A 26,544-nucleotide genomic window follows, 5' to 3' on the forward strand; every position below is an offset into this window, starting at 1 on the left:
TCTTTAATTACTGGGATAATTCCAAGTCGCTCACACGTTGAAGCGGAACTCCACGACGTCGCCGTCGGCCATGACATATTCCTTGCCTTCGATCCGGACCTTGCCCCGGGCCTTCGCCTCGGACATCGAGCCGGCTTCGATCAGGTCGTCGAAGGACACGACTTCGGCCTTGATGAAGCCGCGCTGGAAGTCGGAGTGGATCACGCCGGCGGCCTGCGGGGCAGTATCGCCCTGATGGATGGTCCAGGCCCGGGTTTCCTTGGGCCCGGCCGTGAGGTACGTCTGGAGCCCGAGGGTGTGGAAGCCGACGCGGGCCAGCTGGTCGAGGCCGGATTCGTCCTGGCCGTTCATTTCCAGCATTTCGCGGGCCTCCTCCTCGTCCAGCTCGACGAGGTCGGATTCCAGCTTGGCATCGAGGAAGATGGCGTCCGCCGGGGCAACCATGGCCCGCAGTTCTTCCTGCTTCTCCGGACTGCCCAGAATGCCCTCGTCCGCGTTGAAGACGTAGATGAAGGGCTTGGCGGTCAGGAGGCTGAGCTCCTTGAGGTGCTCCATCTCCAGCTTGTCGCTCTTGACCGAGGCGAAAATGGTGTCGCCACGTTCCAGCACGGCCTGGGCCGCCTTGATGGCAGCGAGCTCGGCGGCTTCCCGCTTCTTGATCTTGACTTCTTTTTCGATCCGGGGAATCGCATTTTCGATCGTCTGGAGGTCAGCCAGGATCAGCTCGGTGTTGATGGTCTCCATATCCGAGCGGGGATCCACCTTGCCGTCAACGTGGATGACATCCGGGTCGTCGAAAACGCGGACAACCTGGACGATGGCCTCGGCCTCGCGGATGTTGGCAAGGAACTTGTTGCCGAGGCCTTCGCCCTCCGACGCACCTTTCACAATCCCGGCGATGTCCACGAAGGACACCGGAGCGGGCAGCAGTCGCTGGGATCCGAAGACGGCGGCCAGCTTCGCAAGCCGCGGATCCGGCAGGTTCACGACGCCGACGTTGGGCTCGATCGTGGCGAACGGGTAGTTCGCTGCGAGCACCTGGTTGCGGGTCAGTGCGTTGAAAAGAGTTGATTTGCCGACGTTGGGCAGTCCGACGATGCCAATAGTAAGAGCCACGAGCATATATTCTACCCGCTGCGGCCGGGGATCTCTCCGGGGCCGGATTTTCCGGGCCCGCGCCGGGCCCGATCGGGCGGCGGGCCAACTAAGGGGCACACTTGGTGTCATGGCTGATTCAGACGCGGTTACAACTCAAAGCTCGACGGTTGAGGATTGGACGCGAGCTTTGGCAGAGTCCATCGGTTCCCCAGGCGGCGGGGCTGGGACGGGAGTGGTGCTTGCCATCGCCGCGTCATTGACATCAATGGTTGCTGGATATACGGAAGCTGAGGACGGCCGGCGCGGGGAGCTCACTAATGTTCACGCGCGGGCGCGTTCTCTCCGAGAAGCCGCACTCCGACTGGCCGATGACGACGCGTCAGCATCTAAAGCTTTCGGGACAGCGTTTCGGCTGGAACCGGGGCCGGAACGCGAGGACGCCATACACCGAGCATCCGTCGACGCAGCCAGGGCATCCGCCGTGCTCGGCGAGCGAGCAATCGATGCCATTGAGGATCTGGAGTGGCTTGCTTCCAACGGTAACCCGGAGCTTATTGCCGATATCGTCGTCGCGTTCGGTGCCCTAAGGGCAGCGGTCACAGGGGCGCGCACAAACGTAAGTTTCGATCTCGCTTCGCTCACCTCAGCGGGAACCACCCTCGAACATATCCGGGAACAGCATCCAGCCCTGTGGGCGACGGTCGAGCATCTCAACGCCGCACTTGACCGGATCGACGACCTAACAACCGAGATAGATCACCGTGCCGCCCCAACGGACGTCCTCTGACACGGCGCACCAAACAGCGACGGAACTTGTTCCCACCCATAGCCTGGGAAATCGAGATCGTCACCACGGAGCCGAGTGTGTGGTGGACGTTCTGGTCGCCGGCACGCCCCGAACCGATCCTCCTCTCGATGGAAGAATGCGGCTACCCCGTGGATTGGACTCCGCACAATTGGGCAGGGATCCCTGTCGAGTGAGTGCCGGCTTCACCGGCACGACGGCAGTCGCCATGACCAGCAAGCCACAGCTGACACGCGGTCCAGCTCGAACCAGCCCGGCCTGCTCCTGCTAAAAACGCCCGAACTTGATACGCAGAGGTGCCAGTCAGCGCTCAGAAGGGGCTGGCTGGCGGCGCTATCGGACGTCTGCCCAAGGACGTGTCTCCTAACAGAATGACCTTGAAAGCGGTGCGCTACGGCGCGGTAGGCGGTCCGAACCAGGTGGTGAGCGCGTCAGCGAGCCCCAGCTGGGCCCGGTCTCCCACCCAGGCCACATATCCGTCGGGTCGAATCAGCACGGCCGTGGGAGCCGCCACCTCCCCGATTGCCGGAAGCTCCCAGGTACCACCGTATTGGGCGTCGATCAGCTGGACCCGGTCCGGCCGCGGAGCGGTGTCGAAGCCGCCGGGCTCACCGAGGTTGAGCAGGACGGGCCGGGCCTCGTGCAGCAGGGTGAAGACCCGCAGCGGGCCGTCCGCGGTGACCAGGTCGAGGTCGGGCATGCGTCGGCCGAGCAATGGATGTCCCTCGCCGACGTCGTAGTGGATGTCCAGACCGGACATCATCCCGGCGAACCGCTTGCGCGGCTCGTCCATGCTCAGCAGCTCGGCCACGGTCTCGCGCAAGGCCTCGAGGCGCGCATCGGCGGGACGCATGAGCGCGGTTTGCGCCATCGTGTTACGCAGCACGCGCGCAGCGATGGGGTGGCGTTCAGCTTGGTAGGTATCCAGCAGGCTGGCCGGGGATGTCTCGTTGACAACCTGGGCCAGCTTCCATCCCAGATTCACGGCATCCTGGACACCGATGTTGAGGCCCTGTCCACCCGCCGGGTAATGCACGTGTGCGGCGTCGCCGGCCAGCAGCACCCGTCCCTCCCGGTAGGACGCGGCCTGTCGGGTCATGTCTGTGAACCTCGTGATCCAAGTGGGACTGTGGATCCCGTAATCGGTTCCGTAGATGGTGATGAGCGCTTTGCTGAGATCGGCCAGGGTCGGTTCGCTGATGGCTCCGGGGTCCCGTTCGGTCACCACGACCCCCACCGGCCCCTCATCTGCGTAAACGATCTCGCCGTCGCGGATCTCGTACTCCACCCTGCCGAAGGAATGGGTGCCGAGGTCGTCTTGGCGGATGCCCAACTCCGGCTCCTCTGTCACCTCGACCTCGGCGAGCAGCGCGCTGGTCGTCGGATCCCACCCGGGGAAATCGATGCCGGCTGCTTTGCGGACGACGCTGCGCCCTCCGTCGCACCCGACGAGATATCCCGCCCGCAGAGACTCGCCGTCGGACAGCGCGACGTCGACGCCGGTGTCGTCCTGCGCGAAGCCCGTCACCTCGCGTCCGCGATAGACCGTCACGGGCAGCTCGTCGACCCAGCCGGCGAGGATGCGCTCGATGTACTTCTGCCACAGCCCGAGCCCGTATGGGTGCCGGGTGGGAAAGTCGCTGATGTCCAAGCGGTTGAAGGCGAAACCGGCGACCTGAGCCACCTGTCCCTGCGAGAGGAACCGATCGGCGATCCCGCGCTGATCGAGGACCTCGATGGTGCGTGAGTGCAGACCGCCTGCGCGCGCGCCGGCGAGGTCCTGGCTGGCGCGCCGCTCGACAATGGCGACGTCGACGCCCGCCAACGCCAACTCGCCCGCCAACATCAGCCCTGTCGGGCCTCCTCCGGCGATCACCACCGCATGCCCAGTCATCGCCACACTCCGGTCGGCGTCACGCCGGTCGCAACCAGCGCATCACATTCCTCGGCCCCCGCGCCGAGTGCCCGCGGCTGCACCGCGGGTCCCACCATGGGTTCGACGTCCCCGTGCGACCCATACGTCGAGAACAACACACGCATTTCGCTACTCCCGTTCTCCAGTCTCTGGCCTTCGGCGATTATGCGGCACGACCCGGGGCTTGCCGCAAGCCCCCTTGCGGGCGATAAATTGGAAATGGACAGGAGTGGGTTAGCCTCCTATCCATTGTCGTTCGCTGTTGTCGGGCAACGTCCTCGCGAGGAGGTTGCCCGCCACTCCATCCTCCACTCCGGCGACGACACGCTGTCGCTAGGACTGCCCCCGACCTACGCGCAACGGCCACGGAGTGGCTGAACAGGGGCCGCTGCGCCGCGTAGGGCCGAAGGGTCACTTGCGAGGCAGGGATGCAAGGCAACCGGGCCCAGAATTCCGAGCGCAGATGTCATTTTCCGAAGACGAGTGCACACGTCGCCGTTCTGTGTCCTGGAAAATCGTTGATTTCCTGCCGGCACGGGAGAAACATCCGCTATGGCCCGGCGTTCGGAGTCTTCCATGCCGCCGAATTAAGTCCGCCGATCGCCTTGTGTCCGATGGACAGGAATGGCAGTTAAACGCTGCCAGGGTTGGCAGTTTCTTAGTCCCGTTTGAGGAACCCTGACCGGGACGGTTCTGCTGGCCGTCGAACGCGGGACCCAAAAGTCCTTTCACGGCCCACCGAGGCACAGGTGTCGGCACAGCGCTCATATCAGCCTCATCGCCCTCGGACGCCTGCGCTCAATCCGGGCAATAAGCCTAAGCGTGGAAGACGGCAACAGGGCCAGAGTCCTGTACGAGCGGATCGGCTTCGCCAAAGTTGGGCGCAACGGCGGATCAGACACACTGCTACTGCAGTTCGAGACTTTCCTATAGGGCAGGGCCCAGAGACACCAGGGGATCAGAGCAGGACGTACCGATCCCGGTGGATGGCGTCCAAGGCCGGCTCCTGAACCACCCTTCTCGTAGTATCCGGAGGACAGATTCCGACTGACCATCACTGGACAGTTCAGCGGCAATACGGCTGTCTCCCCTCCTTGGGGCTGGGACGGCCTGCTGGATCAAGTTGCCGCTTCGTCGATCCCGTTTGAGGAACCTTTACCGGCCCGAAAACTGGCCGTCCCACACATCTCGCCCAAAGTGGCCAAGAACGAGCGGTCCACGGGAATGCAACCCTGACCGGGCGGAGAACTCGCCCGCTGGCGCCGGGGACTCGAGATCCGTCTGCCCATCGGTCCTGAAGGATTGCAACCTTTACCGGGCATGGATCGGCTTTCCTGCAAGTCAGAACCGAACCGATCAGAGCGAGGAGATGAGGCCCCAGAAGAGCCACGGAACCCGACCGCGTAGTCAACCTGGGGCAGTTGCCCCGAAACGTCAGCATGTAAGAATCGACCAGCCACCACATCAAAACGGGGTGGAAAACCGCGGGGGGGGACAAACAAGATGGACAATGACGAATACCGGACCGTCAGAGTGCCGGCAAACCCAAAGAAGCAAAGCCGCGAACTTAGCAAACTGGGCAAAGACGGGTGGGAGTTGGTCCAGGTGAAGCACGTTCTTGGTGCTGGGAGCGATCGAGCTACGCTCAGGCGCCCCGCATCCGCCATGGCCGCAAACCCGTTGGCAACGGGCACGCTCGGGCTGCTCGGCAAGCTGGGGAACAAACTAGAAGAAGGCAACCAGAAAATGCGCGCCGACAACATCCGAGCCAGCTACGAGCGTCGGAAAGCAAAGGAGCAGCGCCTGCAGGCCAAAGCAGAGGCTAAGGAAGCTCGCGTCCAAGCCAAACCCTAAAGAGCAGCCCAGCTCCAGTGAGGATCTGAAGGTCAGGAGGCCGCAGGCTCAGCGGCCAAGCTCGGTGGAGAGCCGATGCTTGCCAGGGATGTTTAGGGCAGACTGGTGGCGTGAGCGGAATCCGGTGGGTGCTGCACGTCGATCTCGACCAGTTCATTGCGGCGGTCGAAGTGCTCCGGCGGCCGGAGCTTGCGGGCAAGCCGATCATTGTCGGCGGTCGGGGCGACCCCACGGAACGAGCTGTGGTGTCGACCGCATCCTACGAAGCCAGGGCGTTCGGCGTGGGTTCCGGAATGCCCTTACGCATTGCGGCCCGGAAAGTGCCCGACGCTGTGATCCTGCCCGTCGATCAGGAGGCTTACCTCGCGGCGTCTGAAACGGTGATGGCTACCCTGCGCGCGCAGCCCGGCGCCACCGTGCAGGTGCTGGGTTGGGATGAAGCCTTTGTAGGCACTGAGACAGAGAATCCGGAAGCCTACGCCCGGCAGGTGCAGGCCGCTGTCCTGGAGCGAACGCAGCTGCATTGCAGCGTGGGCATCGGCGACACCTTGGTCCGAGCCAAGGTCGCCACCGGTTTCGGCAAGCCGGCCGGCGTCTTCCGTCTCACTGCCGGGAACTGGTTAGACGTCATGGGCAGTCGGCCCACCAAGGACCTGTGGGGCGTCGGAACCAAAGTGTCGGGCAGGCTGGCCAAACTCGGCATCAACACAGTCGCCGAGCTCGCCGCGTCCGACCCCCAAGACCTGGTCCCGGAGTTCGGTCCCAAGATGGGTCCTTGGTACGTGGAGCTCGGACGCGGGGACGGCGCCAGCGTTGTGGACGACACCCCGTGGGTTGCCCGCGGGCATAGCCGGGAGACCACCTTCCAGCGGGACCTGACCGAGCCCGCCCAGGTGGACGACGCCGTGAGGGAGCTGGCAGCGCGTGTCCTTGAGGATGTTGTGGCCGAAGGACGGCCCGTGGTTGGGCTGACCCTCAAGGTTCGGTACGCGCCGTTCTTCACCAAGACCCACGCGAGGAAGATTCCCGAGACATTCGACCGGAACGAAATCCTCGCGCGGGCCTTGGACCTCGCAGCCGGAATCGAAGCGGGCCGTCCGATCCGACTCCTAGGCCTGCGGGCCGAAATGGCAATGCCCGACGATGCCCGAAAGGGACATACGCCGACGCGCGGCGGTTGGTGACGGCGTCGCTCCCTTCCTTACCAGCGCGGATGAATCGCTTCGCGGAAGTAACGGTCGTAGATGTCCAGTGCGCCGGTGGCAAGCTCGGTGCCGACGTCGTACATCGCTCCCGCCGCAGCGTTTGCCCTAGCCTGCGCCGCGGAATGGGCACCGGGGATGGCCGTGGTGACGCCGTCCTGCGCGATCACCCACGCGAGGGCTGCCTGCGCAGTGGTGACGCCGTCGGGCACCGGGCCGCTGAACTCCTGGGCAGCTTTGACGCCGGTGGAAAAGTCGACACCGAGAAGGTTTCACCGACGTCGAACGCGGCCCCGTCGCGGTTGTAGTTCCGGTGATCGTCCTCGGGGAACTCGGCTATCCGGCGAGGACCCGGGAAGGCATGGCCAACACGGCGTTATCCGGTTGGGCCCGACTGTGCGGCGTAGGCACGGGCCCGGTCGTGTACCTGGGCCACGTAGAAATCCGACTGGTTGTAGGAGTAGATAGCGTCTGTCCAGCCCCTTGCGGTCGTGAGGTCACGGCCGTGGGCGCACAGGTACGAGGCGGCGCTTAGCGCGGCGTCGTCGATGCTAAACGGGTCGGCTGCTCCGTCTCCGTTCCCGTCCCGCCCTGCGAGCTGCCAGGTGGAGGGTATGAACTGCATCGGCCCGACGGCGTGGTCCCAAAGGGCGTCGCCGTCCAGGGCGCCGGCGTCAGTATCAGGGATTGCGGCGAAACCGTCCCCGTCGAGGCTCGGGCCAATAATTGGCCCGCTCGCCTGACCGGTGGCCGTCAGTCGTCCGCCACCGTACGATCCGTGGGCGGATTCGATGAAGCCGACGGCCGCCACCGTATTCCAGCCGATCCCGCACGCCGGAGCGGATTCGTTGGCCGCACCGGCCGCAGCCACGTAGGCCTGGAGCGCGCGGGCCGGGATGCCGGTCTGCGCGGCAGCCCGGATGAGCCACTCGGCGTCCGCGCTCCGGGTTATGTTCACGGCGGGGGTGATGCCGGTGGACAGCATTTCGAGTTTCGCCCCCGCTCGCGGCGGTGGCGGCAGGGTCCCGCGGGTCTCCGCGCCGGATTCTCGGAGTGCCCAAAATAGAAACCCGGTGATGACGCAAATCGCGAACAGGCCAAAAACCGCAAGTCGTTTCAGACGGAGCATGGACTACTCGGGCCTGCCGTGGACGTTAGCGATCCGCTGATCCCGACGCGTGCGGAACATCGCGCCGGTGCCGGGCACACGGGAGGCCATTGTCCTAGCCTTCACATTCGACGCAGTAGCCTTGGCCGTTCTTTTCACGTGCGACTTGGGACCGGTGCCGGACCAGGAAGCAGGAGTGGCAGGTGAATTCGTCCTGCGCCTGCGGGATGACCTGAACGACCAGTTCCTCGGCGACGAATTCCCCGCCGGGGGTCATGGCCCCATCCAGCGCGTCGGATTCGTCCAGCTCGCGGACGACGCTGCGGGCATCCGGGGCGTTGGCGGATTGCAGCGCCTGCAGGGAATTGTCCTGCGACTCCTTGACGTCGGGTCGGACTTCGTCGTAATCGGTTGCCACTGAGGTGACTCTCATTTCTAGGTTTTGTTCTAACGGGAAGCCAACGTACACCATTGCGCGCGCTTCCCTGCGTCAGGTGAGCTGAGGGTGCGTCGCCAGCGCGTCGTTGCCCGTCGTTCCGCTTTGCCGCGGAGCCGTGGCTAGTTGAGTGCCGGCACGGTTACCCGCTCGCCGTTGAAGTACTCGAGCTGCCAGCCGTCTACGGCATGGTGGTGGGCCAGGTTGAGCACTGCGTTGTCGATGCGTTGCAGGGTGCGGCCGATGGCGCGACTGAGGCTCTCGCGGATGAGCGTGCCGTGGGCGACGGCTAGGACGCGTCGGCCGCGGAATTCCTCGGTTAGGGCTGCCAGCGCGGCCAGCCCGCGACGCGCTGCCTCATCCTCACTTTCTGCGCCGCGGAAACCACCGGGGATGCGCAGTGCGTCTAGTTCAGGGCCGGCCTGCAGGCCTTCCGCGGCTCCGAAGCTACGCTCGCGTCCCACTCGTAGCCGGACAGGACGGCGACGGCGTCGCCCGCCTGGCCACGGCCGGCGTCGTTCAGCGGAATGTCGGTGGATCCCTGCAGCCGGCCCTGCGCATTCCAGTCCGTCTGGCCATGGCGGACAAGCGCGATCGTCGTAAAAGTCATGCATTCCATTCTGCCTTGACAGGGGGGCAAGGTGTTGGGCGTGGACAAGCGGCGGATCACGGCCCTGGGATACTCGCGGGCCGAGTAGCCTCCGTGCGTCGGGACCTAAAGTGTCAGAGGGGCATGCCAAAGTGAAGCTATGGATGCTTTCGCACTGATTCTCGCCCTGCTCATGTTGCTCGTGGGCGCCGTTGCCGGCGCCGGCGCCGCCTATGTGTTCCTCCGCCGCCGCTACCGGGCCGTGGAACAGGACTTCGACGGCGTTTCGGCCCGGCTCTCCGACGTCAGCGCCCAGTTTGCCGCGGCCGACGCCGAGAGGCGCCTTCTCGCGGCACAGAACCGGGAGCTGGGCGAATCGAGGACCCAGGACGGCAGCGTGCTGCGCGCCCTGGCCCCCGTGGCCGAAAAGCTCACGGCGGTGCAGCAGCAGGTTTCGCTGCTGGAACGGGACCGGCTCGAGCAGTACGGACAGCTCGCCCAGCAGCTGCAGGAGGCGCGGCTCTCCGACGAGCAGTTGCTGCGCTCGACGCATGCCCTCGAGTCGGCGCTGCGCTCCAACAGCGCCCGCGGACAGTGGGGTGAGGTCCAGCTGCGCCGCGTCGTGGAAGCGGCCGGGATGCTGCGGCATGTCGATTTCCATGAACAGCTGCACAGCGCCGCCACCGAAAACAGCGTCCGCCCCGACCTCGTCGTACAGCTTCCGGGGGCGAAGCAGCTGGTGGTTGACGCCAAGGTGCCGCTGGCGTCCTACCTTGAGGCACAGGAGCTCGGTTCCGCCCCGGGACAGCGAAGCCAGCAGCACGCACTGAACGGGCAGCAGGCGCTGCTCGTGGCCCATGCGAAGGCCCTGAAGGCGCACGTCGATGCGCTCAGCAACAAGAAGTATTGGGACATCCCGGGCAACTCCCCGGAGCTTGTGGTGTGCTTCCTGCCGGCGGAATCCATACTGGCGGCTGCTCTCTCGGCGGACCCGGCCCTGCTGGACTACGCGCTGTCCAAGAACGTGGTGCTGGCCTCGCCCGGAACCCTGCTGGCTGTCCTGAAGTCTGTCGCCTTCACCTGGCGCCAGGACGTGCTGACGGACAGCGCCCGCGAGCTCTTCGAACTCGCCCACCAGCTCTACGAGCGGATGGGAACGCTGGGCGAGAACGTCACCAAGCTGGGCACTTCGCTGAAAACTTCCGTGGACCGCTACAACTCAATGGTCGGCACGCTGGAAGCGAGGGTCCTGCCCACCGCGAGGAAGCTCAATGCCCTCGATGTCGCCGGGCTGACCACTCCGGTGTCCGTGGAAGCCACGCCCCGCGCGGTGGCGGCCCCGGAGCTACAGTCGGAAAACGACTCGGCGGAGTCCGCCGCCTAGGAGTGCCCGGCCGGGCGCGAGCCGCGGCCACCAAGGGCCCGGGAAACGTCCCCGGCCTGCTTGAGGGTTGCCCGGAGCTCCTTCGGCAGGGAGAAGAGCAGGTCTTCCTCGGCCGTGACGACTTCCTCCACCGAGCCGTAGCCGTAGTCGGCCAGAAGCCGCAGCACGTCCTTGACGAGGACTTCCGGGACGGATGCCCCCGAGGTCACGCCGACAGTGCCGACGCCCTCGAACCAGGCCTCGTCCACCTCGTTGGCGAAGTCCACACGGTAGGATGCCTTCGCACCGTATTCCAGCGCGACCTCCACGAGGCGGACGGAATTCGAGGAGTTGGCGGATCCGACCACAATCACCAGATCGGCCTGGGGCGAGATCTTCTTGATCGCCACCTGGCGGTTCGTGGTGGCATAGCAGATGTCATCGCTGGGCGGGTCCTGCAGAGTGGGGAACCGCTCCTTCAGGAGCCTGACGGTCTCCATCGTCTCGTCCACGCTAAGGGTGGTCTGCGAGAGCCAGATGACCTTTTCCGGGTCCCGGACCGTCACCTTGTCCACCTCGTGCGGGCCGTTGATGATCTGGATGTGTTCGGGCGCCTCACCGGCCGTTCCTTCGACCTCCTCATGGCCGTCGTGGCCGATCAGCAGGATGTCGAAGTCGTCTTTGGCGAAGCGGACCGCCTCTTTGTGCACCTTGGTCACGAGCGGGCAGGTCGCATCGATGGTCCGCAGGCCGCGGTCCTCGGCGGACTGGACCACGGCGGGTGAGACGCCGTGCGCGGAGAAGATGACCAGGGCGCCCTCGGGCACCTCATCGGTCTCGTCCACGAAGATTGCGCCCTTTTCCTCGAGCGAGCTGACCACGTGCACGTTGTGCACGATCTGCTTGCGCACGTAGACGGGCGGCCCGTAGTGCTCGAGGGCTTTTTCCACTGCGATGACTGCCCGGTCCACTCCGGCACAATAGCCGCGCGGTGCTGCGAGCAGCACCTTCTTCGGCCCGGAGACGGCGGCCGCCGCGAGCACGTCTTCCGGTGTGCGCCGCCGGCGCGGAACGGTTGGCATCGGAATGGAAACAGCGGTGGAGGTCATCCCTCAATGCTACCGGTGTTGGGTGCCCCCTGTTTTGGCCGGGATCGTGCCGCGCACACACCCGCCCGGGACCGGCCGGCCTCAGGCCCGGCGGCGTCCGCGGACGGTCCGGAGCACGAGCCCGAGTACCAGCAGAACAGCACCGGCCACCGCGGCGGACAGGATCCACTGGCCGAAGTTGGCGGCCGATGCCGCGACGAATTCCCGCTTGAAGATCTCGGCCACCGCGTTCCCGCTCGAAGTATCCTCCGCTGCCCGCCCGACGGCGTCGGAAGCGAGCTTCCAGACGCCGGCCAGAACAAGGGCACCGGCTCCCGTCCCGGCCAGGACCGTCCACCGCCGCCGGGCGGCAACGAATGCCAGGGCGAGTGCGATGGCTGCTCCGACCGCTACGGCGTAGCCCATCGGCGCATAGGCGGACACTTGTTCAATGACCTGGCGCTGGTTGGACTGACCGATGTTGATCAGCACCTGCTCCGGTGCTTCCAGGGGCAGGCCGGTGGCATCGGCGACGTGCGTCGCCACCAGTCCTACGAGCGGCGCAACATCCAGGGTCAGGGAACTGACACCGTCCACCTCCGCCGGGAGGGTGTTGGGATCGGCGAAACTCAGCCGGTGGCTCTTGCGGAGGGTTTCAGTCCAGGCCTCGGAGTAGCCGGGCAGCGTCGTCAGCGACTGGGCGGCGTTGTCGAGGACCGGACGGGCCAGTTCGGTGAGGGCTTCCGGGATCTGGTCCGCGCTGAGGCTGTTCACCGCGGCGGCGGCCAGCCGCTGCTGGAACGCGGGATCCTTCCCGAGCGGTCCGGTCAGGGCGACGAAGCCGTCTTCCTGGACGATGTTGCGGTCCACCCACATCGCCGGAACGGCAACAGCCGCCATCAATAGCCCGATGAGTACTGCCATGGCCGAGACAAAAGTGCGCAAGAGAGAGTCCTAGGAAGTTGTTGGGGGTAGTGCCATCCTACGGGGGCCGCCGTCGGGATGGACAAGCGGGCAATAACGTCAGGGCCCCGTGGTAGAGCTATGGATAGAGTTGAACCCGACCATGACAGGTTGCCGGGCGGTCACGCGCCCCGGCAAACGCCTGCCGACAGCACCGCGCCTGCAAAGGACCACCACGCACATGTACAAGGCCAGCCCCGCCACGGAGTCCAGGCATGTCTGAAGACCTCACGGCGGCCACGACGGTCCCGGCCACGGCCGCGGAAACCAGCCCGGACAACCCCTGGCCGCTGCAGCTGCTGTCCCAGAAACTGAAGCTGCACATCGACCGGGCCCCGTCCGCCTGGGTCGAGGGCCAGGTCATCGAGTTGAACCGGCGCGGCACCAACGCGTACCTGACCTTGCGGGACATCGATGCCGAGATATCGCTCCCGGCGTCGGTCTGGACCAATGTGCTCGACCGCCAGGACATCCCGCTGGAACGCGGTTCCCGAGTGGTGGCCCTGCTCAAGGCCGAGTTCTGGCTGAAGACAGGCCGGCTGAGCATGTCCGTCAAGGACATCCGGCCGGTGGGTCTCGGTGACCTGCTGGCCCGGATCGAGCGGCTGCGGCATGCCCTTGCCGTGGAGGGCCTGTTCTCCGACGCGCGCAAGAAGAGACTGCCTCTGCTCCCCCACCGGATCGGGCTGATCACCGGCCGGGACTCGGACGCCAAAAAAGACGTGCTGCGCAACGCGGCGCTGCGCTGGCCGGCGGTCGAATTCGAGATCCGCGAGGTGGCGGTCCAGGGCAATACCGCCGTCGCTCAGGTGATCGGCGCGCTGCGGGAACTGGACGCCCGCCCGGACGTGGACGTGATCGTCATCGCCCGCGGGGGCGGCGCCTTGGAGGACTTGCTGCCGTTCAGCAACGAGGAACTCATCCGCGCCGTAGCCGCTGCGGTCACCCCGGTGGTGAGCGCGATCGGCCACGAGGCGGACCGGCCGATCCTTGACGACGTTGCCGACCTCCGCGCCTCGACTCCCACCGACGCCGCCAAGCGGATCGTTCCGGACGTCGTCGAGGAACTCGCACGGGTCCGACAGGCACGGGACCATCTCCGGCGCGGAGTAACCCGGCTGGTGGAGCGGGAAACCGACCGGATGGCCTCGCTGCGCTCCCGCCCGGTGCTGGCGTCCCCCGAGGTCATGGTCGCCGCACGGCACGACGACGTCGAACGGCTCAAGGGCCGGGCACACGCCGCCATCACCACCGCCGTGGTCCGGGCGGCCGACCAGCTGGTCCACCTCAAGGCCCAGGTGCGCGCACTGTCGCCGCAGAAGACCCTGGACCGCGGCTACGCCGTCGTGCAGCTCGCCGGCGGCGGCTCCGCTCCCGGCACCCGGCGGGAGGTTGTACGTCATCCCTCCCAGGCACCTGCCGGCGCCGATCTGACGGTGCGCGTGGCCGGAGGCAGGTTCACCGCACAGTCCACCGGGCACGAGGAGCCCGCCGAGGGCTGATCCGGCGCCACCCCCGCCCGGCCACTTCCGCCCGGCCACTTCCGCCCGGGTACCCGTTTATCAGAGCAACGCGTCCCCCGCGGACCAAGCAAGGAGCATCACATGGCAGCAGAGACCAACGGATCACAGACCACTCCGAACGCCGACATCGAGGGCCTGAGCTACGAGGACGCCCGCGAGCAGCTGCTCGGCATCGTGGGCAGGCTGGAGGCCGGCGGCGCGAGCCTTGAGGAATCCCTGGCGCTGTGGGAACGGGGCGAAGCCCTGGCCAAACGTTGCGAGGAATGGCTCGAAGGGGCCCGCAAACGCCTGGCCGCCGCCAAGGACCGGGCCGGCCAGGAAAGCTGACCCGGTGCTCCGGCGTCAGGACCGCTCGACGAGGTCCCGTTCCAGCGAGACATCGAGGTCCGGAACCGGCCACTCCAGTTTCAGCCCTTCCAACGCTTCCAGCAGCAGCCGCTGGACAGCAATCCGGGCGTACCATTTCTTGTTGGCCGGCACGACGTACCAGGGAGCGATGTCAGTGGCCGTCTTCTCAAACGCCTTTTGGTAGGCGTCCATGTAGTCGCTCCAGAAGGCGCGTTCCTTGAGGTCGGTGCTGCTGTACTTCCACAGCTTTGCCGGGTCATCCAGACGGGCGAGGAGCCGTTCCTTCTGCTCGTCCCGGCTGATGTTCAGCATGACCTTGACGATCTTGGTGCCGGCGGCCGTCTGCCGGGACTCGAATTCGTTGATGGCCTTGTAGCGTCGCTCCAGTTCTTCCGGGCTTGCCCAGCGGTGGACCCGGTGGATCAGGACGTCCTCATAGTGTGACCGGTCAAAGACACCCACCATGCCGGCTGCCGGGACCGCCTTCTCAATCCGCCAGAGGAAGTCATAGGACTTCTCCGCCGGTGTGGGGGCCTTGAAAGACTTCAGCTGTACTCCCTGCGGGTTCATCGTCCCCATGACGTGGTTGACGATTCCGCCCTTGCCGGCGGTGTCCATCGCCTGCAGGATCAGCAGGATGCGTTTGGTCCCGCCGAAGCGCGACTCGGCGAAGAGCTGCTCCTGGAGCTGGGTGAGCTTTCCGTCCAGTTCGGCGAGCAGCGTCTCGCCGTCGGCCTTGTCCCCCGGATAGCCGGGAGTGGAGTCCGGATCCGAGTCCCGGAGCTTGAATCCTTTGCCGACCAGCAGGGTCTCGGACGGGTGACGTTCGAAGTTCACAGCCTCTGTCATGGAAAGCCTCTTTCCCGTTCGTGCAGCCTGTGCGCGGGAAAGTCGCCCGGGCTGCGCTGCTGCCCTCAGGCTAGTTCCCCTTGTACCTGCTCAGGAAGTCCGCCATGCGTCCGATCGCCTCTTCGATGTCCTTGACGAGCGGGAGCGTGACCATGCGGAAGTGGTCCGGACGGACCCAGTTGAAGGCGCGGCCATGGGATACCAGGATCTTCTGCTCGCGCAGCAGGTCCAGGACGAACTTCTCGTCGTCCCGGATGTGGTAGACCTCGGGGTCCAGCCGCGGGAAGAGGTACAGCGCGCCGCGTGCCTGCTGGGTGCTGACACCGGGGATCGCGTTCAGCAGGTCGTAGGCCTTGTTCCGCTGCTCGAGAAGCCTGCCCCCGGGCAGGATCAGGTCGTTGATGCTCTGGTAGCCGCCGAGCGCGGTCTGGATGGCGTGCTGGGCCGGAACGTTGGCGCACAGGCGCATGTTGGCCAGCAGGCTGATGCCTTCGAGATAGTCGGCGGCGTCGTGCTTGGGTCCCGAAATGGCCATCCAGCCGGCCCGGTATCCGCAGACCCGGTAGGCCTTGGACAGGCCGCTGAAAGTCAGGCACAGGACGTCGTCACCGGTAAGGCTCGCCATATTCACGTGGACGGCGTCCTCGTAGAGGATCTTTTCGTAGATCTCGTCGGCGAAGAGGACCAGGCCGTGCTTCTCGGCCAGGGCAACAATCTTCCGGAGCGTGCTTTCCGGATAGACCGCCCCGGTGGGATTGTTGGGGTTGATCACCACGATGCCCTTGGTCCGCGGGGTGATCTTGGCTTCGAGGTCTTCGAGATCGGGCTGCCAGCCGGACTCCTCGTCGCAGAGGTAATGCACCGGCCGGCCGCCGGCCAGGGCCACTGAAGCGGTCCATAGCGGGTAGTCAGGGGTGGGGATGAGCACCTCGTCGCCGTCATCGAGCAGCGCCATGAGCGACATGGTGATCAGTTCGCTGACGCCGTTGCCAAGGTAGATGTCATCGACGTGGATGTTCTGGATCCCGCGCGTCTGGTAGTACTGCGAGACGGCGGTTCGGGCGGAAAAGATGCCCCGGGAGTCGCTGTACCCCTGGGCATGCGGAAGGTGGCGGATCATGTCCACCAGGATCGCGTCCGGCGCTTCAAACCCGAAAGGGGCCGGGTTTCCGATGTTCAGTTTGAGGATCCGGTGACCCTCCGCCTCCATCTGCTGGGCGGCCTGAAGAATCGGTCCACGGATGTCGTAAAGGACATTATGAAGCTTGGTGGACTGCTTGAATTCTGCCATCCATCAAATATGCCATACGGGGGATGTACTTCCCGTGAGACGTGCCTCACAGGCGATTCACGCCGCCACAGGCACGGGACCCGGCACCGAACCCGGCACGGCAAGCGCGACGGCGGCCGCCGGCCCCCTGCGTGCCAAGGTGGGTCCGGCAGCCGCCGTCGTACGTCAGGAAGTCACGGCAGCGCGCCTTACTTGACCAGCCCCTTGTCCTTGAGCCACGCGGCCGCAGCGTCCTTGGGGTTCTGCTTCTGGCTGCCGCTGACGGCACGGTTGAGGTTGATCAGGTCCTCGGTGGTGAGGATCTTGGACACCGCGTTGAGGGCTTCTTTCGCCTTGTCCGTCATCTTGGACTTGTTGTAGAGGGGAAGCACCTGCTGGGCGATGAAGTTGTCCTTGGGGTCCTCCAGCACCACGAGGTCGTTGTCCGCGATAGACGGGGTGGTCGTGTAGATGTCAGCGACCTGGACCTGGTCCGAGAGCAGGGCCTTGAGCGTGACAGCCCCGCCGCCGTCGCTGAACGGCTCAAGCTTCTTGGGCTCGCAGCTGTAGTTCTTCTTCAGGCCCGGCAGACCGTAGGCGCGCTCGGCGAAGGTCGCCGGGGCGCCCACCACGATCTCGCTGCAGACTTTCGCCAGGTCAGCGATGGACTTCAGCTGGTACTTCTCCGCCGTGGCCTTGGTGACCACCATCGCGTCCTTGTCCTCGGCCTTGGAGGGTTCCAGCACGGCCAGTCCGTCCGGCAGCTTGCCCGGCAATGCCTTGTAGATGTCCTCGGCGGACACCTCCGTGGCGTCCTTGCTGACATGCAGGAGCAGGTTGCCGCTGTAGTCCGGGATGACGTCCACCGACCCGTCTTGCACGGCCTTGAAGTAGACCTCGCGCGAACCGATGTTCGGCTTGGTGCTCGCCGTGACGCCGGCACCGTTCAGCGCTCCGGCGTACACCTCGGCAATGATCTGGCTCTCCGGGAAATCTGCGGAACCGATGACCAGGGCCGCGCCCGAGCCGGACGTGGCTCCGCCCGTGGCGGGGGACGATGACAGCGGATTGGATGAGCCTCCGCAGGCGGACAGTGCCATGGCCAGGCCTACACCGGCGGCCAGGCCGCCGAATGCGCGCCTACCGAGTGCGCGCCTGCCGAGTGCTCGTTGGCGGGTTTCCTTCATGACGTACCTCCTTGAACAACAGTCTCCGCGGTTACGGGGTCTGTGAGATCAACCGCAGCCTGCTGGCTCCGGTTTGGCTGGGCAGAGGCGCCCCGTGACAGGAAGAGCCTCTGGAAAAGAGCAAGGACAAGGTCGACGGCGATCGCCAGCCCCGCGATGAGGAGGGAGCCGCCGAGCATCTGGGGGAAGTCGGAGAGGACGAGCCCGTCGAACAGGTAGCGGCCGAGGCCGCCAAGGTTGATGTAGGCCACCACCGAGACGGTGGCGATCACCTGCAGCACACCGGTCCGGAACCCGCCGAACATCACCGGCAGTGCGTTGGGGAATTCGGCCCGGAAGAGCACCTGGAGTTCCGTCATGCCCATGGCCCGGGCGGCGTCCACGACGTTCCGGTCGACGCTGGAGATCCCGGCATAGGTGCCGGCCAGCAGTGGCGGCACCGTCAGGATCACGAGCGCCCAGATCGGCGGCATGAGCCCGATGCCTGCGAGCAGGACAAAGAGCGTCAGCAGGCCGAGGGTGGGGAGGGCGCGGAGGGCGCCGGCGAGGGCCACCACGGCGACCCGCCCGCGTCCGGTGTGCCCCACGTAGAGGCCGATCGGGACCGCAATGGCGGTGGCGATCAGCATGACGAGGCCGGTGTACTGGAGGTGCTCAACCAGCCGTGCCGGGATTCCGGCGCTGCCGGACCAGTGTTCAGGATCCGCAATCCAGGCGAAGGTATCCGTGACGACGTTGCTCATGCGGGACCGCTCCCCGTGGGTGCCGCGGCGCCTGCCGGTGCTGCAGTCCCGGCCGGCGCTGCAGTCCCGGACGCGCGGCGGGCCGTGGCAGCCCGGCCGGCTTTGTCCGGGCCTGCCCCCGTTCCGCTTGCGGCCCGCGTCCACGGGGTCAGCAGCCGCTCCAGCACTACGAGCACGGCATCCATCAGCAACGCCAGGACGAGGATGGCGATAATGCCCACGATGACCTCGGTGACGAAGTCGCGCTGCAGGCCGGAGGTGAAGAGCATCCCGAGGTTCCCGATGCCCAGCAGCGCGGCGACGCTCACGAGCGAGATGTTGCTGACCGAGACCACCCGCAGCCCGGCAAAGAGCACGGGCAGGGAGAGCGGCAGATCGATCTGGAGGAAACGGGCGGCGGGCCTGAAGCCCATGGCCACGGCCGCCTGGCGGAGGTCTTCGTCCACGGAATCGAAGGCATCCAGCGCGGCGCGGACCAGCAGCGCGACGGCGTAGATGGTCAGGGCCACCACGACGTTGACCGGGTCCAGGATCCTGGTCTGGAGGATGGAGGGCAGGATGATGAAGAGTGCCAGCGACGGGATCGTGTAGAGCAGCGATGAGGCTGTCACCACTACGGAGCGCCGGGCTCGGTTCTGCCGCGCAAACTGGGCCAGCGGAATCGAGATCAGCAGCCCGAAGATCATCGGCAGCACGGCGAGGACGAGGTGCTGGCCGGCGAGGCTGTACACCTGCTCACTGTTGGCCAGGAACCATTCCATCAGAGCGCGCCCTGCCGGACCCGGCGGTCCGATTCAATCACGGCGAGTACCTCGTCGGCCTTGATGACGCCAGCCACCCGGCCGTCCGTGTCCACGGCTACGCCGAGACCGGAGGGCGAGGACAGTGCGGCGTCCAGCGCCCGCCGGAGGGTGTCGCCCTTGTGGAACAGGGACCCGCCGGGGACCATTTCGGCGCCCTTGCCGGGTCCGGCCCAGCCCAAGGGGCGGAGGCCGTCGTCGACCACGAGCCGCCATTCGTCCGAGGAGCTTCCGTCGTGCCGGAGCTCGTCGGGCGTCAGCGTGCTGGCCGGGTGGACCGTGACGCCGTCGGACGGGCTGAACCCGAGGTGCCGGAAGCCGCGGTCCCGGCCAACAAACGACGCAACGAAGTCGTTCGCCGGGGCCCGCAGGATTTCCTCGGGCGTGGCGTACTGCGCCAGTCTGCCGCCGATGCCGAACACCGCCACCTTGTCGCCGAGGACGGTGGCCTCGTCGATGTCATGCGTGACGAAGACGATGGTCTTCGCCAGGTCGCGCTGGAGCCGGAGGAGCTCCTGCTGGAGTTCTTCGCGGACCACCGGGTCCACGGCGCTGAAGGGCTCGTCCATGAGGAGCACGGGAGGGTCGGCGGCCAGCGCCCGGGCCACCCCGACGCGCTGCTGCTGGCCGCCGGAAAGCTGGGAGGGATAGCGCTTGCCCAGCGCGGAGTCCAGCCCGACGACGTCGAGAAGTTCCTGGGCGCGTTTCCGCGCGTCGGCCTTGGACACCCCGTTGAGCCGGGGGACGGTGGCGATGTTGTCCAGGACGGAACGGTGCGGCATCAGCCCGGAGGACTGCATGACGTAGCCCATGGACCGCCGAAGCCTCGCCGCCGGCACGGACGTGACGTCCTCCCCGCCCACCGTGATGATCCCCGACGTCGGCTCGACCATGCGGTTGATCATCCGCAGCGAGGTGGTCTTCCCGCAGCCGGAGGGTCCGACAAGGACCGTGATGGCGCCCTTGTCAATGGACATGGTCAGCCTTTCCACGGCGGCCTGACCGCTCTGGTACTGCTTGGTGACGCTCTGGAACACGATCATGGCTTCGGCCATTTCCGGGCTTACCTAACTGTTGGCGGCAATATCGGACGGTCCAGCGAACTGATCATATGCACGCTGATTTTTGGCTGTAAAGCGGTAAGACCCAGCGTAGCCAGCGGTACTGACAATTCCATAGAAATAGTCGGCGGCACCGAGGCTACCGTAAGGCTTCGGATCCGCGGCGGTTTCGGATGGGTGCCGCGCCGGAACGCCCTTCCGGCGCGGCCCTGGCCCTTCTCCGCGCGCCCGGTCAGCGCCCCCGCGGGCGGCCTCCGCCGCCCTTGTTCCCGCCCTTCGCGCCCTTGCCGCCCTTTCCGTCCTGTACTTCGGCTCTTTCATGGTGGTACCGCTCGGCGGCGCGCTGGCTCTGGCCGGCCGCCACAATCTTCTGGTGCCACTCGCGCGCGTAGGCGCGGCGCGCGGCCGCGTCGTGCCGCCGGGCCAGGGCCCAGAGTTCGCGCTGGAGTTTCAGGTAGCTGGCCCACCGCCGGTCATCGAGGGAGCCGTCCGCGAGCGCGGCCTGTACAGCGCATCCGGGTTCGCTGTTGTGGGCACAGTCGGAAAAGCGGCACTGGCCAAAGAGCTCCTCCAGGTCCCCGAAGATTTCCTCCATCCCGTCGTCGGCGTCGAACAGCCCGAAGCCGCGCACCCCCGGCGTGTCCATCAGCACCGCGCCGCCCGGCAGCGGCACGAGTTCCCGGGATGTGGTGGTGTGCTTGCCCTTGCCGTCGCCGGCCCGGACTTCCCCGGTTTCCTGCGCGTCGAAGCCGGCGAGGGCATTGATGAGCGTGGACTTCCCGGCCCCCGACGGCCCCAGCAGGACCAGTGTCCCGCCGGGCGGCAGGTGGGCCAGGAGTTCGTCGAGTCCGTCGCCGTGTTCGGCCGAGGTGGTCACGACGTCGACGCCGGCGGCCTGCAGCATCACCTGCCCGACGACGTCGTCCGCCACCTCCGAGAGGTCCGCTTTGGTGATGATCACAAGGGGTGTGGCGCCGGAGTCCCAGGCCGCGACGAGGGTGCGTTCCAGCCGGTTGTGCGTGAGCGGCCGGTCCACCGGAACGACGACGCCCACGATGTCCAGGTGGGCCGCGCCTTGCCCGACGGCGATGAGGATCCGGTTGCGGTCCACGCGGATGACCCGGCCCGGGCCGGCTCCGCCCGGAACGGGGTTGGCCGCGAAGCGGTCCGCGACGGCAGGGGTGTAGCCGTAGCGGAATGGACCTGCCGAAAGGATGCCGGTTTGGCTGGCGCCCGCGGCGCCTGGACGTGCAGAAGAAGTAGTCAACGAAAACCCTTTGATGGGGCCCCGGTGCACGTGCCGCGCTGCGGGTTGTTGAGAAACCGGGCAGCTGTTGAGGGCTAGGAGGTGCGAAAAGCCGGGGCAGGAATAATGACGTGGCCGTTGGCGCGCGTTGCGCGCAGGTCAATTGCAGTCATCGTCTCCACCTCCCCGCTCTTGCTACCGGTTCGCCGGTGCGCCCGGCGGCGTTCCCAGAATAACCGTGCCCGCCCGTGCCTGGCTAGGGAAAACGTCAGGAAAGTCTGCCGTCCAGCGGCCGTTCCCGGTAGAGCCGGAGCGCAACGTCCACGAGCGAGACCGTGTTCAGGTCCTCCAGCTCCGCCAGCGGGATCCAGGCCGCATGGGTGGTGCTGCCGTCCACCTCGTGCCGAAGCTCCCCGCCGGTGATCGTCGCCTCGTAGACGAGCCGCAGCGACTGGAAGTCCCGTTCGCCGCCGTCGATCCGGATCTCGGCGGGCCAGTGCCCGACGTCGACCCCCAGCATGGTGCCGATCTCCGCGCGGTAGCCGGTTTCCTCATAGACCTCCCGGCGGCACCCGTCCACCGGATGCTCGGCCAGGTCCAGACCGCCGCCCGGCAGGGTCCAGCCTTCCTTGCCGCCCTGTTTCCAGTACGCCAGCAGGATCGCGTCGTCACGCACAATGACGGCGTAGGCGGCGGGGCGTGTATCGAAATTCAGGCTCATCCCTCCAGCGTAGTGTCCGGCGCCGTGCCCTGCCGGATCGCGGGTTTCCGTCCTAGAGTTTGACTGTGACCAATCTTGAAGTGCGCCCGATGGAAGAAATCTGCCCGCCAGCCCACGGAGGCTTCGCTGTCGGTCCGTGCCTCCAGTTGTGGCCGGCCCGCGAGGTCCCGCTGGGTGGCGTCCGGGCCATGAATGTGTCCCGGACGCTGCCTCAGCGGGGGCTGCCCACCGTGGGGGCGTGGTGTTTCCTGGACAGTTTTGGGCCGGACCGGGTGGCGATGTCCGTGCTCCCGCACCCGCACACCGGGCTGCAGACGGTCACGTGGCCGCTTCTGGGGACCATCAGGCACCGCGACAGCGTGGGCAGCGACGTGATCGTCCGGCCGGGCGAACTCAACATCATGACCGCCGGTCGGGGCGTCTCGCACTCCGAATTTGCGGTCCTTACCGCGCCGCAGCCCGAACCGGCAGGCGGTGTCCCCGGGCAAGCCGCCGGGCAGCTCCCGCTGCAGCGCGGACTCCAGCTCTGGGTGGCCCTGCCGGACAGCGAACGGCACCGGGCCCCGGCTTTTGAACAGCACCGCGAGTTGCCTCAGGTCAGCGGCGACGGCTACACGGCCACCGTGATGGTGGGCAGTTTCGCCGGCACCACGTCCCCGGCGACGATGTATTCCCCCATCGTCGGGGCGGATATCAGTTGCAGCGGCCGGCTCAGCCTGCCGCTGGACCCGGACTTTGAACACGCCGTGCTGGTGCTCGACGGCGGCCTTACCCTCGACGGCCAGGAGGTCCCTCCCGGCCCCCTGGGCTACCTGGGTTCCGGCCGGGACACGCTTGATCTTGAGTCCCTCCCCGGCACCCGCTTTGTCCTGCTCGGCGGGGAGCCGTTCGAGGAAGAACTGCTGATGTGGTGGAACTTCGTCGGCCGCACCCACGCCGAAGTCGAGCAGTCCCGGCTGGACTGGGAGGATCAGGCCGGCCTTCCCGACGGCGCCGCCGCCGCCGCACGGTTCGGGCTGGTGCGTGGCCATGGCCCGGACGCCGGCCCCGAGGCGGGCCGCATTCCGGCGCCGCCGCTGCCCGGCGTGCAGCTGCGGCCCCGCCGCCGGTACTGACGGGTACTGGGCGGCTGCCGGCCGGTTCCGGAAGCGTTGGTTCAGCGCCCGGCACCGGGACGGATTCAGCCGTTTTCGGCCACGAGCCGGAGCACACCGAAGACAGGTTCCTGGTCCAGGACGCGGACATCGCTGATCCCCGCCGCGGCGAGCGCCGAGCGGAACGATTCCTGCAGCCGCGGCACATTCATGCCCAGTCCGCTGCCCAGGATCACGGGCCCGTCAAGGCCGAGCTGCCGGAGGGCCTGCTCGGCAAGCCCTGCCAGATCACGTCCTGCCTGGTCCACGAGTTCCTGGCTTGTGGCGTGGCCGGCATTGGCGGCATCGACCACGAGCCGTGCCTGCTGCGCCCAATACCGGCGACCCGTTTCCGCGGAGTGGAAGAGTGCGATCAGCTTGTTCGGGTGATCCACCCCGCACGATGCCAGCAGGGCGGTGGTCAGTTCGTCGGGCTCCAGCCCCTGGTTCATCCGGCGCAGGCTGTGGCGGACAGCCTCGCGGCCCAGCCAGTAGCCGCTGCCCTCATCACCCAGCAGATAGCCCCAGCCGCCGGCGCGGGCCTCCTCGCCCGCGCCGTTCCGGCCCCAGGCCGCCGAGCCCGTCCCGGCGATGACGGCAACACCGGTGCTGGCGCCGCCGGCGGCCAATAAAAGGCGGGAATCGTGGACCACGGTGATTCTGGCGCCGGGCACGAGCGGCGCAATCAGGGCGGCGAGCGCCGCGGCGTCGTCGTCGGTGTCGATGCCTCCGGCCCCGGCGTACACCTGGGCCACGGCGCCTCCGCCGATCCTGGCGAAGAGTTCCGCCAGATGGCGTGCCGCTTCCTCGCGGCTGACGTTCTGGACGTTCGAACTGCCCACCGACTCGTCCGCCACGGCGCGGCCGGCTTCGAACCGGACCCCGCGGGTCTTCGTGCCGCCGATGTCGAGACCGATCACGGCGCCGCCCGCCCCGTCCCCGGCTGCGGCGATGGAGTTTGAGGACGAAGGAGCAGAATCCGCCGCCGGCGGGATGTCAGTATTAGTCACGAGAACAGCCTACTGAATCGTCTCCAGGAGTGAGCCATGCCGCATCCCCTCTTCGGTACCCGCGTCATTGCCGCCCCCATGGCCGGCGGCACCTCCACCCCGGCCTTCGTGCAGGCTGTCCACGAGGCCGGCGGGCTTGGCTTCCTTGCCGCCGGATACAAGAGCGTGGCGGCAATGCAGGCGGACATCCGCACCGCCCGGGCGTCCGGGGCCAGATTCGGGATGAACGTCTTCGTCCCCGACCCCGGCCAGTTGCGGCCGTCCCCGGCGCTGGTGGCGCAACTTGAGGAGTACCGCTCCCGGCTCGAGGCGGACGTCCGCCGGTACGGGGCCGAGCTCCCGCCACTGCGGCTCGATGACGACGACGCCTGGCAGGGAAAGATCGACGTGCTGCTGGCGGATCCGGTGGAGCTGGTCAGTTTCGCGTTCGGGCTCCCGGGTCCCGCTGTGGTGCGCGCGCTCCGGCGGGCCGGCTCCGCGGTCCTCGCCACCGTCACCACGCCGGCCGAGGCGCTGGCCGCCGCCGAGCAGTGCGTGGATGCACTGGTGGTCCAGCATGCGGGAGCCGGCGGCCACAGCGCCGCCTTCCAGGACGCCGGCGGAGGCAGCGGCGCCCGGAAGTCTAGTCAGCCGCGCACGACGGCGGAGCTGGTTGCCCTGGTGCGGTCCGCCGTCGGGCTCCCCCTGGTCGCCGCCGGGAGCGTGATGGACCGGGACGGGCTGGCGGCCGTGCTGGCCGCCGGCGCAGAGGCTGCCCAGCTGGGCACCGCGTTGCTCCGCTCGGACGAAAGCGGCGCCCGGCAACTGCACAAGGATGCCCTCGCCAGCCCACATTTCACGCAGACCCGGCTCACGTCCGCTTTCACCGGGAAGCAGGCCCGGGCGCTGGTGAATGAGTTTGTCCGCGACCACACCGATGCCCCCGAGGTCTATCCGGCCGTCCATCACCTCACAGCCCCGCTGCGTGCGGCCGCGGCTGCCGCCGGGGACCCGGAGCGCCTGAACCTCTGGGCCGGCACCGGGTGGCAGCAGGCGAGGCCGGGACCGGTCGCGGACATCCTGGCCGGTCTGCTCGACGGCGACTGACCGGACCGGGCCGCGCTGACGGCTGCGACGCCGACGTCGCCGGAAACTTGCCGGATCGCCGTAATTTTTTCGGCGATTTCGCGGGCTTCCGGCGAACTCGCGGCAGAAGGGCGGCACCCGGCGCCTCAGCTGCCCGAGCGTTCCCGCACAAATCCTGCCAGGAGTGCCGGTCCCTCACTGAGCACGAGCTCGCGAAACAGCCGCACCGGGTCCGGCTCCGCGTCCGTTCCGCCGCGGCGCTGCCGCCAGGCCAGTCCGATCTCGCGGAACGCAAGGCGGGAACCCAAGGCAATCTCCACCCAGCCGAGGTCGCCGGATTCCGCAGCCGGGTGGCGGCCGGGGGCCCGGCCGCCGGGCGGGAGGATACTCACGCCCAGACCGGCCGAGACGAGTCCCCGGGCGGTGTGCGAGTCCTGGCTCTCGAAGGCGATCCGGGGCCGGAAGCCGGCTTCCCGGAACAGCGCGTCGGTCAGCGAGCGCATGCCGTAGCCCGGCCCCATGGCCACAAAGGGCTCCCGCCGGATCTCGTCGAGCCGGGCGCGCCGGCGCTTCGCCAGCCGGTGCCGGTGGTGCACCACGAGGCGCAGCGGCTCCCGGTACAGCGCGGCAGAGGCAATAGTCCGGCTTTGCGCCGCGAGAGGCGCGGTCAGGGCCACGTCGGCGTCACCCGCGGCGAGTTCGGCCAGGCAGCCGTGCCTCGAGCCCTGGCTCAGGTCGAACGCCGTCTGCGGATGCCGGGCCCGGAAAGCGCTGATGAGCAGCGGCAGCATTGCCTCGCCAAAGGTGTGCTGGAAAGTCACCGAGATCCGGCCGCGCACCACTTCGGACTCGTGGCGGACCAGGTCCAGCCCCGCCTGGAACTCGCCCAGCGCCGCCTCGATGTGCGGCATGAGCGCCTTGGCGGCTGGGGTGAGCCGCACCCCGCGGCCGTCGCGGATCAACAGTTCGGCGCCGACGATGGCGCTGGCCCGCGCGATCCCCCGGCTGACCGTCGACTGCGGCAGTCCCAGCACTTCAGCCGCCGCAGTGACGTGCTGGGTGCGCCCGAGCTCTGCCAGCAGCGGCAGCAGCGGCAGCAGCTGCACGAGTTGTTTGTGCTCCACGTCCATGGTCCCAACCTCCGGATTGTTCCACCCATGACATTGA

Annotated in this window: 24 protein-coding genes and 2 pseudogenes; 8 read left to right on the forward strand and 18 right to left on the reverse strand. The window is 67.2% G+C overall.

Annotated elements, in window-relative coordinates:
* Positions 1-30: 30 nt before the first annotated feature.
* A complete protein-coding gene (gene ychF, locus ACQCSU_RS06160; protein ID WP_426978858.1) occupies positions 31-1,116 on the reverse strand; it encodes a redox-regulated ATPase YchF in 1,086 nt (361 codons plus the stop codon).
* A 109-nt stretch (positions 1,117-1,225) separates the two neighbouring features.
* Between ychF and ACQCSU_RS06165 the strand changes: the two genes are divergently transcribed.
* Positions 1,226-1,885 (forward strand): cyclodeaminase/cyclohydrolase family protein, encoded by a 660-nt coding sequence (locus tag ACQCSU_RS06165; protein WP_426978859.1) that lies wholly within the window; start codon positions 1,226-1,228, stop codon positions 1,883-1,885.
* A 409-nt stretch (positions 1,886-2,294) separates the two neighbouring features.
* On the opposite strand, the gene ACQCSU_RS06170 is transcribed toward ACQCSU_RS06165, so the two are convergent.
* Entirely contained in the window at positions 2,295-3,797 is a 1,503-nt protein-coding gene (locus tag ACQCSU_RS06170) for an FAD-dependent monooxygenase (RefSeq protein WP_426978860.1), read from the reverse strand.
* Positions 3,798-5,321: 1,524 nt separating this feature from the next.
* Between ACQCSU_RS06170 and ACQCSU_RS06175 the strand changes: the two genes are divergently transcribed.
* Together ACQCSU_RS06175 and ACQCSU_RS06180 are read left to right on the forward strand one after the other, a co-directional pair.
* Positions 5,322-5,672, forward strand: coding sequence for a hypothetical protein (locus ACQCSU_RS06175; protein WP_426978861.1), 351 nt, complete (start codon positions 5,322-5,324; stop codon positions 5,670-5,672).
* Between the two features lie 128 nt (positions 5,673-5,800).
* Entirely contained in the window at positions 5,801-6,856 is a 1,056-nt protein-coding gene (locus ACQCSU_RS06180) for a DNA polymerase IV (protein ID WP_426979730.1), read from the forward strand.
* A 17-nt stretch (positions 6,857-6,873) separates the two neighbouring features.
* On the opposite strand, the pseudogene ACQCSU_RS06185 reads toward ACQCSU_RS06180, so the two are convergent.
* The 4 genes and pseudogenes from ACQCSU_RS06185 to ACQCSU_RS06200 all read right to left on the reverse strand — a co-directional run.
* Positions 6,874-7,205, reverse strand: a pseudogene (locus tag ACQCSU_RS06185) (aldo/keto reductase); the annotation flags it as partial.
* A 45-nt stretch (positions 7,206-7,250) separates the two neighbouring features.
* Positions 7,251-8,003: a lytic transglycosylase domain-containing protein gene (locus tag ACQCSU_RS06190; protein ID WP_426978862.1), complete on the reverse strand. Its 753-nt coding sequence runs from the start codon at positions 8,001-8,003 to the stop codon at positions 7,251-7,253.
* A gap of 94 nt (positions 8,004-8,097) precedes the next feature.
* Positions 8,098-8,400 (reverse strand): DUF4193 domain-containing protein, encoded by a 303-nt coding sequence (locus tag ACQCSU_RS06195; RefSeq protein ID WP_426978863.1) that lies wholly within the window; start codon positions 8,398-8,400, stop codon positions 8,098-8,100.
* 140 nt (positions 8,401-8,540) lie between these two features.
* Positions 8,541-9,037: pseudogene (locus ACQCSU_RS06200) on the reverse strand (histidine phosphatase family protein).
* 130 nt (positions 9,038-9,167) lie between these two features.
* Between ACQCSU_RS06200 and ACQCSU_RS06205 the strand changes: the two are divergent.
* Entirely contained in the window at positions 9,168-10,391 is a 1,224-nt protein-coding gene (locus ACQCSU_RS06205; RefSeq protein ID WP_426978864.1) for a DNA recombination protein RmuC, read from the forward strand.
* Here ACQCSU_RS06205 and ACQCSU_RS06210 read toward each other — a convergent pair.
* Together ACQCSU_RS06210 and ACQCSU_RS06215 are read right to left on the reverse strand one after the other, a co-directional pair.
* Positions 10,388-11,479, reverse strand: coding sequence for a 4-hydroxy-3-methylbut-2-enyl diphosphate reductase (locus ACQCSU_RS06210; RefSeq protein ID WP_426978865.1), 1,092 nt, complete (start codon positions 11,477-11,479; stop codon positions 10,388-10,390). The genes ACQCSU_RS06205 and ACQCSU_RS06210 overlap by 4 nt on opposite strands.
* Positions 11,480-11,560: 81 nt before the next feature.
* Positions 11,561-12,403, reverse strand: coding sequence for a hypothetical protein (locus ACQCSU_RS06215; protein ID WP_426978866.1), 843 nt, complete (start codon positions 12,401-12,403; stop codon positions 11,561-11,563).
* A 233-nt stretch (positions 12,404-12,636) separates the two neighbouring features.
* Between ACQCSU_RS06215 and xseA the strand changes: the two genes are divergently transcribed.
* Both xseA and ACQCSU_RS06225 read left to right on the forward strand, forming a co-directional pair.
* On the forward strand, positions 12,637-13,923 hold the full coding sequence (xseA, locus tag ACQCSU_RS06220; RefSeq protein ID WP_426978867.1) for an exodeoxyribonuclease VII large subunit: 1,287 nt from the start codon (positions 12,637-12,639) through the stop codon (positions 13,921-13,923).
* Between the two features lie 102 nt (positions 13,924-14,025).
* Positions 14,026-14,271 (forward strand): exodeoxyribonuclease VII small subunit, encoded by a 246-nt coding sequence (locus ACQCSU_RS06225; protein WP_426978868.1) that lies wholly within the window; start codon positions 14,026-14,028, stop codon positions 14,269-14,271.
* A gap of 15 nt (positions 14,272-14,286) precedes the next feature.
* On the opposite strand, the gene ACQCSU_RS06230 is transcribed toward ACQCSU_RS06225, so the two are convergent.
* The 8 genes from ACQCSU_RS06230 to ACQCSU_RS06265 all read right to left on the reverse strand — a co-directional run bounded on the left by ACQCSU_RS06230 (position 14,287) and on the right by ACQCSU_RS06265 (position 22,169).
* Positions 14,287-15,141, reverse strand: coding sequence for a polyphosphate kinase 2 family protein (locus tag ACQCSU_RS06230; RefSeq protein ID WP_426978869.1), 855 nt, complete (start codon positions 15,139-15,141; stop codon positions 14,287-14,289).
* Between the two features lie 70 nt (positions 15,142-15,211).
* Positions 15,212-16,432: a pyridoxal phosphate-dependent aminotransferase gene (locus tag ACQCSU_RS06235; RefSeq protein WP_426978870.1), complete on the reverse strand. Its 1,221-nt coding sequence runs from the start codon at positions 16,430-16,432 to the stop codon at positions 15,212-15,214.
* 188 nt (positions 16,433-16,620) lie between these two features.
* Positions 16,621-17,598 carry a glycine betaine ABC transporter substrate-binding protein gene (locus tag ACQCSU_RS06240; protein ID WP_426978871.1) on the reverse strand — a complete coding sequence of 326 codons (978 nt, stop codon included), beginning with the start codon at positions 17,596-17,598 and terminating at the stop codon, positions 16,621-16,623.
* The gene (locus ACQCSU_RS06245) at positions 17,595-18,341 is read right to left on the reverse strand and encodes an ABC transporter permease (protein WP_426978872.1); all 747 of its coding nucleotides are present in this window, start codon (positions 18,339-18,341) and stop codon (positions 17,595-17,597) included. Before ACQCSU_RS06245 ends, ACQCSU_RS06240 begins: the two co-directional genes overlap by 4 nt.
* Positions 18,338-19,102, reverse strand: a complete 765-nt coding sequence (locus ACQCSU_RS06250) for an ABC transporter permease (RefSeq protein ID WP_426978873.1) — start codon at positions 19,100-19,102, stop codon at positions 18,338-18,340. Before ACQCSU_RS06250 ends, ACQCSU_RS06245 begins: the two co-directional genes overlap by 4 nt.
* Positions 19,102-20,196 carry an ABC transporter ATP-binding protein gene (locus ACQCSU_RS06255; RefSeq protein ID WP_426978874.1) on the reverse strand — a complete coding sequence of 365 codons (1,095 nt, stop codon included), beginning with the start codon at positions 20,194-20,196 and terminating at the stop codon, positions 19,102-19,104. The genes ACQCSU_RS06250 and ACQCSU_RS06255 overlap by 1 nt, the downstream gene beginning before the upstream one ends.
* A 238-nt stretch (positions 20,197-20,434) precedes the next feature.
* The gene (gene rsgA, locus ACQCSU_RS06260) at positions 20,435-21,469 is read right to left on the reverse strand and encodes a ribosome small subunit-dependent GTPase A (RefSeq protein WP_426978875.1); all 1,035 of its coding nucleotides are present in this window, start codon (positions 21,467-21,469) and stop codon (positions 20,435-20,437) included.
* Between the two features lie 247 nt (positions 21,470-21,716).
* A complete protein-coding gene (locus tag ACQCSU_RS06265; protein ID WP_426978876.1) occupies positions 21,717-22,169 on the reverse strand; it encodes an NUDIX hydrolase in 453 nt (150 codons plus the stop codon).
* Between the two features lie 65 nt (positions 22,170-22,234).
* On the opposite strand from ACQCSU_RS06265, the gene ACQCSU_RS06270 reads away from it, so the two are divergent.
* Positions 22,235-23,284: a pirin family protein gene (locus ACQCSU_RS06270; protein WP_426978877.1), complete on the forward strand. Its 1,050-nt coding sequence runs from the start codon at positions 22,235-22,237 to the stop codon at positions 23,282-23,284.
* Positions 23,285-23,349: 65 nt separating this feature from the next.
* Here the strand turns inward: ACQCSU_RS06270 and ACQCSU_RS06275 are convergent, their stop codons facing one another.
* Positions 23,350-24,312 (reverse strand): N-acetylglucosamine kinase, encoded by a 963-nt coding sequence (locus tag ACQCSU_RS06275; protein WP_426978878.1) that lies wholly within the window; start codon positions 24,310-24,312, stop codon positions 23,350-23,352.
* A gap of 36 nt (positions 24,313-24,348) precedes the next feature.
* On the opposite strand from ACQCSU_RS06275, the gene ACQCSU_RS06280 reads away from it, so the two are divergent.
* Positions 24,349-25,398: a nitronate monooxygenase gene (locus ACQCSU_RS06280; protein WP_426978879.1), complete on the forward strand. Its 1,050-nt coding sequence runs from the start codon at positions 24,349-24,351 to the stop codon at positions 25,396-25,398.
* A 125-nt stretch (positions 25,399-25,523) separates the two neighbouring features.
* Here ACQCSU_RS06280 and ACQCSU_RS06285 read toward each other — a convergent pair whose 3' ends face one another.
* Positions 25,524-26,507 (reverse strand): LysR family transcriptional regulator, encoded by a 984-nt coding sequence (locus ACQCSU_RS06285; RefSeq protein WP_426978880.1) that lies wholly within the window; start codon positions 26,505-26,507, stop codon positions 25,524-25,526.
* Positions 26,508-26,544 lie beyond the last annotated feature (37 nt).

This window comes from Pseudarthrobacter sp. O4 (genome assembly GCF_050157025.1).
Classification (GTDB): Bacteria; Actinomycetota; Actinomycetes; order Actinomycetales; family Micrococcaceae; genus Arthrobacter.